General features: G+C 46.0%; 9 protein-coding genes. All 9 read left to right on the forward strand.

Annotated features, from left to right (window positions below):
• Window positions 1-276 precede the first annotated feature (276 nt).
• The 9 genes from ACHBGV_RS09840 (at window position 277) to sufB (ending at window position 9,052) form a co-directional block, all read left to right on the forward strand.
• Window positions 277-1,113, forward strand: a complete 837-nt coding sequence (locus ACHBGV_RS09840) for an undecaprenyl-diphosphate phosphatase (protein ID WP_394736242.1) — start codon at window positions 277-279, stop codon at window positions 1,111-1,113.
• Between the two features lie 118 nt (window positions 1,114-1,231).
• Complete coding sequence (mecA, locus tag ACHBGV_RS09845) at window positions 1,232-1,939, forward strand: adaptor protein MecA (protein ID WP_394736243.1); 708 nt, start codon at window positions 1,232-1,234, stop codon at window positions 1,937-1,939.
• A complete protein-coding gene (locus tag ACHBGV_RS09850) occupies window positions 1,936-3,117 on the forward strand; it encodes an undecaprenyl/decaprenyl-phosphate alpha-N-acetylglucosaminyl 1-phosphate transferase (protein WP_172079644.1) in 1,182 nt (393 codons plus the stop codon). The genes mecA and ACHBGV_RS09850 overlap by 4 nt, the downstream gene beginning before the upstream one ends.
• A 172-nt stretch (window positions 3,118-3,289) precedes the next feature.
• A complete protein-coding gene (gene sufC / locus ACHBGV_RS09855; RefSeq protein WP_105111544.1) occupies window positions 3,290-4,063 on the forward strand; it encodes a Fe-S cluster assembly ATPase SufC in 774 nt (257 codons plus the stop codon).
• Window positions 4,064-4,079: 16 nt separating this feature from the next.
• On the forward strand, window positions 4,080-5,342 hold the full coding sequence (gene sufD / locus ACHBGV_RS09860; protein WP_394736244.1) for a Fe-S cluster assembly protein SufD: 1,263 nt from the start codon (window positions 4,080-4,082) through the stop codon (window positions 5,340-5,342).
• Window position 5,343: 1 nt separating this feature from the next.
• Complete coding sequence (locus ACHBGV_RS09865) at window positions 5,344-5,892, forward strand: GNAT family N-acetyltransferase (protein ID WP_394736245.1); 549 nt, start codon at window positions 5,344-5,346, stop codon at window positions 5,890-5,892.
• 9 nt (window positions 5,893-5,901) lie between these two features.
• Window positions 5,902-7,122, forward strand: coding sequence for a cysteine desulfurase (locus ACHBGV_RS09870; protein ID WP_394736246.1), 1,221 nt, complete (start codon window positions 5,902-5,904; stop codon window positions 7,120-7,122).
• The gene (gene sufU / locus ACHBGV_RS09875) at window positions 7,109-7,543 is read left to right on the forward strand and encodes a Fe-S cluster assembly sulfur transfer protein SufU (RefSeq protein ID WP_125266147.1); all 435 of its coding nucleotides are present in this window, start codon (window positions 7,109-7,111) and stop codon (window positions 7,541-7,543) included. The genes ACHBGV_RS09870 and sufU overlap by 14 nt, the downstream gene beginning before the upstream one ends.
• A 93-nt stretch (window positions 7,544-7,636) precedes the next feature.
• Window positions 7,637-9,052, forward strand: a complete 1,416-nt coding sequence (gene sufB / locus ACHBGV_RS09880; RefSeq protein WP_394736247.1) for a Fe-S cluster assembly protein SufB — start codon at window positions 7,637-7,639, stop codon at window positions 9,050-9,052.
• Window positions 9,053-9,446 lie beyond the last annotated feature (394 nt).

The raw sequence follows: 9,446 nt of genomic DNA on the forward strand, positions 1-9,446 counted from the left end.
AGTTCTACCTTATTTCCTTGTCTCAGTCTAATTTCCAGTTTTTAAGACAGACTAGAACTTACTTTGAGAATTTAGCGTTTTAAAGAAATAAAAGTATCTTTTATATTTGGCTCTTTGTTTCTCTCATCTTTTGTGGTATAATGTCTAAAGTATCTAGAGCATGATTGGTTTTAAAGAAATAAAAGTATCTTTTATAAAAAAGTCCCTGGTGAGCAAGTTATCTCTTTCCTATGGTATCGCTCGCTGGTCAATGCAGGTTCTTAAAAGGAGTATCCTATGTTTATCGAATTATTGAAAGCCATTTTCTTAGGCATTGTTGAAGGAATTACGGAATGGTTGCCAGTTTCCTCTACTGGTCATTTGATTTTGGTCCAGGAATTTATTCAGTTCAACCAGTCGAATAGCTTTGTGGAGATGTTCAACATTGTTATCCAGTTGGGGGCGATTTTGGCTGTTATGACCATCTATTTCCATCGCCTTAATCCTTTCCAGCCTGGCAAAAGCAAGCGTGAGATTCAGTTGACCTGGCAGCTATGGGCCAAGGTTGTCATTGCTTGTATTCCATCCATCTTGGTGGCCCTGCCCTTTGATAGCTGGTTTGAGGCCCACTTCAACTTTATGGTGCCCATCGCCATTGCCTTGATTGTCTATGGTATTGCCTTTATCTGGATTGAAGAGCGCAATAAGAGAGTCCAGCCTACAGTGACGGACTTGCCGTCCATGCCTTATAAGACGGCTCTGTTTATCGGTCTCTTCCAGGTTTTGGCCATTATTCCAGGGACTAGCCGTTCTGGGGCGACGATTTTGGGGGCCATTATTCTTGGGACCAGTCGTTCGGTGGCAGCTGACTTTACCTTCTTCTTGGCTATTCCTACCATGTTTGGCTATAGCGGGCTCAAGGCGGTCAAGTATTTTATCGACGGCAATACGCTCAACTTTGAACAGGTCTTGATTCTCTTGGTCGCATCGTTAACGGCCTATCTTGTTTCTGTCGTTGTCATCCGGATGCTGACAGATTATGTGAAGAAACATGATTTTACAGTGTTTGGTTACTATCGGATTATCCTGGGGGCCATTCTATTGGTTTATTCTTTCTTGAAGTTTATTTCCTAAAAGCAGGCTGTCCTGCTTTTCTTTTGTTTTTCCGACGGCAATTTAGTATAATGGTGAGAGATTTGTATGAGAATGTGGCCTATTTGTTGGAAAATCTAGGCAGATGTATGAGGTAAGTATGAAAGTAAAACAAATTAGTGATTCGACCTTGAAAATCACTATTCTATTAGATGATTTGGAAGAAAGAGGCATGGAGATTGCGGATTTTCTTATCCCCCATGAGAAGACGGAGGAATTCTTTTATTCTGTTTTAGATGAATTGGAGTTGCCCCTGACCTTTCGAGAAAGTGGCATGCTCAGTTTTCGCGTAACGCCCAAGCCTGACAAGGTCGATATTTTTGTAACCAAGTCAGAGATTGATAAGCACATCAACTTTGAGGACTTGGCTGACTTTGACAATCTCGATGAGGTCAGTCAGATGACGCCGGCGGATTTTCTTCAGTCTTTGGAGAAAAACCTGAAAGATAAGAGCGCCTATGACAAGGATGCGGTACAGCGTCTGGCAGATATAGAGGCTGAAGAAGAGGCAGAGCCCTATATCTACTATGTTCTGCACTTTGCGAATGTGCAGGAAGTGGTTCAATTCGCCCAGGCCATCGATGTGGATTTTGAAGAATCAGAGCTCTACAAGATGAACGATGACTACTTTATGACTGTCCTCTTGGATGTGAGTGACCGTTCCGCAGATTATCCAGATTACCTCCTGTCTAGAATGTTGGAGTACACGGACGACTCTACCGTGACCCGTCCTGTTCTGCAGGAGCATGGCCAGGTCTTGTTGCCTCTGGCCGCTGTTGAGGAATTGAAGAAGGTAAGTCTTGCATGATGCCTTTTGCTTTGAAATATGTCCTCATCCTGATTGGAACCTTGATTACCTCGGTCATTCTGACGCCTTTGATCCGTTTTCTGGCTTTTAAAATTGGGGCGGTGGACCATCCAAATGCCCGCAGAATTAATAAGGTACCCATGCCAACGGCTGGTGGCCTAGCTATTTTTATCACCTTTTCGGCTGCGGTTCTCTTCTTTCTACCGCAAATCGTTACCTATGTGAGCCATAAGGGAACCTATTTTGACTACGTTCTTCCCTTGGTTCTGGCGAGTGGTATGGTGGTGGTGACAGGCTTGGTGGATGATATCAAGGAGCTCAGTCCTTTGCCCAAATTCCTTGGGATAACAGCTGCGGCCCTAGTCATTTGGTTCTTCACGGATTTCCATTTTGATGCCTTTAAACTGCCTTTTGGTGGCCCCTATATTGAGTTTCCGACCTGGTTGTCCTTTTTCCTCACCATGCTCTGGATTGTAGCCATTACCAATGCGGTTAATTTGATTGACGGCTTGGACGGGCTGGTTTCAGGGGTATCGATTATTTCGCTGACCACCATGGGCCTGGTTTCCTATTTCTTCCTGGTGGAGAGCGAGATTTATTTGACCTTGACCTTATTTGTCTTGGTTGTTGCGATTGTCGGGTTCCTGCCCTATAATTACAATCCGGCCATTATCTATCTTGGTGATACGGGAGCCCTCTTTATCGGCTTTATGATTGGTGTTTTGTCCCTCCAAGGTCTGAAAAATTCGACCGCTGTTGCTGTTGTGACGCCCATGATTATTCTGGGAGTACCGATTACAGATACGGTTGTGGCCATTATTCGTCGAACCCTTTCTGGTAAGAAAATCTATGAGGCAGACCGGATGCATCTCCACCATCGCCTCCTGTCCCTGGGTTTGACCCATCGGGGAACAGTCTTGGTTATCTATGGGATTTCCTTTTTATTCTCATTGATTTCCCTCTTGTTCAATGTGTCCAGTCGTGTCGGCGGTGTATTGTTGATCTTATCTGCAGGATTTGGCTTGGTTCTCTTTTGTGAACTCATCGGTATTTTCGGTGAAAATCGAACGCCCCTCCTCAATCTTCTGCGCTTTATTGGCAACAGCGGCTATCGACAAGAACGGATAGCAGACTGGAAAGAAAAACGAATTATTCGGAGAAATCAGAAGAAAGATTAAGTCTAGAAACATGGAAAGAGCCGATTGGCTCTTTTTTTGATATACTATGATAGATACTGTTCATTAAAATTTCCAGACAATGAGATTTTATGTGCGTCAAGGGGGGGGAGCTGCCTGGGCAGTTTTTCCCAGCATGTATAAGGGACAGGACAGAAAAATAAAGGAGCATACCATGTCAGTATTAGAAATCAAAGACCTTCATGTGGAAATTGAAGGCAAGGAAATCCTCAAGGGTGTCAATTTGACCCTCAAAACAGGTGAAATTGCAGCCATCATGGGACCAAACGGTACCGGTAAATCAACCCTTTCAGCAGCCATCATGGGCAATCCAAGCTATGAAGTGACGCAAGGGGAAGTCCTCTTTGACGGTGTCAATATCTTGGAATTGGAAGTGGATGAGCGCGCTCGTATGGGTCTTTTCTTGGCCATGCAGTACCCATCTGAAATTCCGGGTATTACCAATGCAGAATTCCTCCGTGCAGCTATGAATGCTGGCAAGGAAGACGAGGATAAAATCAACGTCCGCGACTTCATCACCAAGTTGGACGAGAAAATGGAACTCCTCAATATGAAAGAGGAAATGGCTGAGCGTTACCTCAACGAAGGTTTCTCTGGTGGTGAGAAAAAACGCAACGAAATCCTGCAATTGCTCATGTTGGAGCCAACTTTTGCCCTTCTGGACGAAATTGACTCAGGTTTGGACATTGACGCCCTCAAGGTCGTATCAAAAGGCATCAACGCTATGCGTGGCGAAGGTTTTGGTGCCATGATTATCACCCACTACCAACGCCTGCTTAACTACATCACGCCTGATGTGGTCCATGTCATGATGGAAGGTCGTGTCGTCCTGTCAGGCGGCCCTGAATTGGCGCAACGCTTGGAAAAAGAAGGCTATGTTAAGGTAGCTGCTGAGCTTGGCATCGACTACAAAGAAGATGACATTTAAGTCTTTGGAGGAACCTATGACCAAAGAATTGATACAAGAATTTTCACTCCAACAGGCCGAGCCAACATGGTTGACAGACCTACGTTTGGCGGCTTTTGGGAAAATAGCAGAGCTGGACTTGCCAGTTATCGAGCGGGTAAAATTTCACCGTTGGAATTTGGGTGACGGCAGTTTAGCCATCAACGATGCAGTAGGAAACGTACCGGATTTCACAGTTCTAGGTGACAATCCTATGCTGGTGCAAGTCGGTAGCCAGACGCTTTTGGAACAATTACCAGCAGACCTTGTCGAAAAAGGAGTAGTCTTTACAGACTTCACTTCGGCTTTGGAAGTCATTCCTGATGTCATTGAGAAATACCTCGGTGTAGCAGTTCCATTTGATGAACACAAATTGGCAGCCTACAACACAGCCTATTTCAACTCGACAGCCGTTCTTTACATTCCGGATAATGTTGAAATTGACCAGCCTGTCGAAGGTATTTTCTACCAAGACGCGACAAGTGGCGTGGCTTTTAACAAGCGCGTACTGATTATCGCAGGCAAGAACACCAAGCTCAATTATTTAGAACGATTTGAGAGCCTTGGCGACGACGCGGTGAAAACCTCTGCCAACATTGTGGTCGAAGTGATTGCCCAGGCAGGAAGCCAGATTAAGTTCTCAGCCATTGACCGCTTGGGGCAGCACCTGGATACCTATTTGACTCGCCGTGCGACCATTGGCAACGATGCCAGCGTGGACTGGGCCATTGGCCTCCTTAACAAAGGAAATGTCGTCGCTGACTTGGATGCAGACCTCAAGGGAAATGGTAGCCATGCTAATCTCAAGGTGGTCGGCCTGTCAGCTGGCCGTCAGGTTCAGGGTGTCGATACCCGCGTGACCAACTACGGCAATAATTCGGTCGGTCATATCCTGCAACACGGGGTTATTTTGGAAAGTGGTACTCTTACCTTCAACGGCATTGGACACATTATTCGTGGTGCCAAGGGAGCAGATGCCCAGCAGGAAAGCCGCGTCCTTATGCTGTCTGACAAGGCGCGTTCCGACGCTAACCCAATCCTTCTCATTGATGAGAATGAAGTCACGGCCGGTCACGCAGCTTCTATCGGTCAGGTGGACCCAGAGGATATGTATTATCTCATGAGCCGTGGTTTGGATCGCGCGACAGCCGAGCGTCTGGTCATCCGTGGGTTCTTGGGAGCTGTTATCACAGAAATCCCAGTCAAGGAAGTCCGCGACCAGATGATTGATGTGATTGAAGATAGCTTGTCAAAACGCTAAGATGAAACAAGGAAAGATTCAAGTTACATTAGAACCCCTTGCCAAGTCGGATTGGGATACGTTTATCCTAGCAAATCAAGTATCGTTTAACTTCGGAGCTTTGGAAGAATTAGGAGAACGCCATACCTTCTTCGAGGAGGAAGGCCAGGTCATAGCGCGTGAAACGGTTCTCATGTCTTTGGAACATGGACAAGCCTACTGGATAGTACTGGAAAATCAGCGAGTAGGCGGCCTTGTTCTCGTCTTAGATGGTGAACAGGGAGAACTAGAAACCCTGTTTACTTCACCAGAAGTCCATGGCCGAGGCATTGGATTTGCGACCTGGCAAGTGGTGGAAGCGACCTTTCCACAGGTCAAGGTTTGGCAAACCATCACACCTTACTATGACCAACGCAATATCCATTTCTATGTCAATCGATGCGGTTTTCGCATTGTTGAATACTTCAATGCCTTCCATAAAGTAATGTTTTTGGAAGGGAAAGAGGAACAGGATATGCTGGAACAATTTCCACAGGGAGTTTTCCGCTTTGAAAAAATGATAAAGAAGTGAGGGATAGTCATGTTAGAAGAGTGTAAATCAGATTTTCCCATTTTAGATCAAATTGTTAATGATGAGCCGCTGGTTTATCTGGATAATGCCGCAACGACGCAAAAGCCGCAGCAGGTATTGGATGTCTTGGCAGACTATTACCAGAAGGACAATGCCAATGTCCACCGTGGAGTGCATACCTTGTCTGAGCGCTCAACGGCCCGTTATGAGGCGGCGCGCCAGACGGTAGCTGATTTTATCCGTGCCAAGTCTAGCAAGGAGATCCTCTTTACCCGAGGAACGACGACGGGGCTCAATTGGGTGGCTCAGTTTGCTAGAGATCTTCTCCAAGCAGACGACGAGGTCATCATTTCGGTTCAGGAGCACCATTCCAATATCATTCCTTGGCAGCAGGCCTGCCAGAAAACAGGGGCAAAGCTCCGCTATGTTACCTTGAAAAATGGCGAGCTCGACATGGACGTCCTGAAGGAAGTCCTGTCTGAAAAGACCAAGTTTGTCTCTCTAGCCCATATTTCCAATGTTTTGGGCTCAGTTGCGCCCATTAAGGAAATAGCAGAGCTGGTGCACGCGGTCGGTGCCTACTTGGTAGTGGACGGTGCCCAATCAACTCCGCATATGGTTATTGATGTGCAGGATTTGGACGTAGATTTCTTTGCCTTCTCAGGGCACAAGATGTTGGGACCAACCGGTATTGGCGTCCTCTATGGCAAACAAGAACTGTTAGAACTAATGTCTCCTGTCGAATTCGGGGGTGAAATGATTGAATTTGTCTATGAACAATACGCAACTTGGAAGGAACTACCTTGGAAATTCGAAGCGGGGACACCTAATATTGCGGGTGCTGTCGGACTTGCAGCTGCCATTGATTACTTAAATGACATCGGCATGGAGCATGTCCAGCAGCACGAGGAAGAATTGATTGCTTACATCTGGCCAAAATTGCAGGCCATTCCCGGCTTGACCATTTACGGTAGCCAGGACGTCAGTAAGCGGACAGGTTTGATTGCCTTTAATCTGGATGATTTGCACCCACACGATGTGGCGACTGCCTTGGATTATGAAGGCGTTGCTGTTCGAGCAGGTCATCATTGTGCCCAACCGCTTCTCAGTTATCTGCAGGTGCCGGCGACTGTTCGGGCAAGTTTCTATATTTACAATACCAAGGCTGACTGCGACAAGTTGGTCGATGCCTTGCTCAAAACAAAGGAGTTTTTCAATGGCCCTATCTAGGTTAGACTCGCTCTATATGGCCGTTGTGTCAGAGCATTCCAAATCTCCTCGCCATCATGGTAGCCTCTCAGGAGTCGAAAAGCTTGAATTGCACAATCCCACCTGCGGCGATGTTATTGAATTGTCTGTCAAAATCGAGGATAATGTCATCACAGACATTGCCTTTGATGGTGTCGGCTGTACCATTTCCACAGCCTCGGCCTCTATGATGACAGAGGCCGTTCTCGGAAAGAGTCTGGACCAAGCCCAAGAACTGGCGGAAGTCTTTTCTCAAATGGTCCAAGGTCAGCAAGACGACAAGCAAAAAGAATTGGGAGATGCCGCGCTTCTAGCGGGTGTTGCCAAATTCCCACAGCGAATTAAATGTGCGACCCTATCCTGGAATGCCCTCAAAAAGGCGATGGACAGACATGTCAGCTAAGAATAAACAAATAATACAGAAAGGATTGTTTGGTTTAGTTAAGTAAACTGAACTGAACAGGCCCAAGATTTATAGGGCTTAGTATCTTATATTATGTCAGAAGAAAGAATTGAACCAACCCCGATTGATCTTGGGGAATATAAATTCGGTTTCCATGATGAGAACGTGGAACTGGTGGCTTCAACTGGTAAGGGGTTGAGCGAAGAAGTCATTCGTGAAATGTCACGTATCAAAGGCGAGCCTGAATGGATGCTGGAATTCCGTCTCAAGTCCTATGAGACCTTCAAGAAAATGCCTATGCAGACTTGGGGTGCAGACCTATCTGAACTGGATTTTGATGATATTGTTTACTATCAAAAACCATCGGATAAACCGGCACGTAGCTGGGATGATGTACCAGACAAAATCAAAGAAACCTTTGAACGCATCGGTATTCCAGAAGCTGAGCGTGCTTACCTGGCAGGTGCTTCTGCCCAGTATGAGTCTGAAGTTGTCTACCACAACATGAAGGAAGAGTATGATAAGCACGGCATCATCTTTACCGATACCGATACTGCTTTGAAGGAGCATCCAGAGCTCTTCAAAAAATACTTTGGGAAACTTGTCCCGCCTTCAGACAACAAATTGGCTGCCCTTAACTCAGCGGTTTGGTCAGGTGGGACCTTCATCTATGTACCAAAAGGTGTCAAGCTGGATATTCCACTCCAAACCTACTTCCGTATTAACAATGAAGGAACAGGGCAGTTCGAACGTACTCTCATCATCGTGGATGAAGGAGCAAGTGTTCACTATGTAGAAGGCTGTACGGCTCCGACATACTCAACAGCGAGTCTCCACGCTGCTATTGTGGAAATCATTGCCCACGAAGGTGCCTACATGCGCTACACAACCATCCAAAACTGGTCTGACAATGTCTATAACCTCGTAACCAAGCGTGCTCGCGCAGAGAAAAATGCTACGGTCGAGTGGATTGATGGAAACCTTGGTGCTAAGACGACCATGAAATACCCGGCCGTTTATCTGGAAGGAGAAGGCGCGCGTGGAACTATGTTGTCCATAGCCTTTGCCAATAAAGGTCAGGTCCAAGACACGGGTGCCAAGATGATCCATAATGCTCCACGCACTTCATCATCTATCGTGTCTAAATCCATCGCCCGCGGTGGCGGTGAGGTTAACTATCGTGGTCAGGTTACATTTGCCAAAAACTCGGTAAAATCTATCAGCCACATCGAGTGCGATACCATTATCATGGATGATATTTCCAAGTCAGATACCATTCCATTTAATGAAATACATAACTCACAAGTGGCCCTGGAACACGAAGCCAAAGTCTCAAAAATCTCAGAGGAACAACTCTATTACCTCATGAGCCGCGGCCTCTCCGAATCCGAAGCCACAGAGATGATTGTCATGGGCTTTGTCGAACCATTCACCAAAGAACTCCCAATGGAATACGCAGTCGAACTCAACAGACTGATTGCCTATGAGATGGAGGGGTCGGTTGGTTAGATTTTTGGCAATTTAGCAAACATGAGTTTGCTAAAAGCCAAAAAATCTCCAACCGACGTTGGAAATAGAGAGCGACGGCAGTCGCTCTTCTTTATAATCTTATAACAATTCCATTCCTTCCACGCTCGTCGTTTTCTGTAAGAAAACGATATGTAGCTAGGAGTTTCGCAGGAACTCTCACCAACTGAAGTTGGAGATAAGGACTTGCGGTAGCGAGTCCACATTATAATAGAGCATACAACACATCCAAAGTAGCTTTAGGGCTACTTTTTGCATTGGTCCTCCCATCAAGGATTCTTAAAATAGGGAATCCTATCGTAAGCGCCCCATAACAAAGTATATTGAAAAAGGCTCCAAAGTCCTGTCGACTCTGGAACCTTTTTCTATTTACAAG

The sequence above is a fragment of the Streptococcus sp. A34 genome (genome assembly GCF_043674115.1).
Lineage (GTDB): Bacteria > Bacillota > Bacilli > Lactobacillales > Streptococcaceae > Streptococcus > Streptococcus suis_V.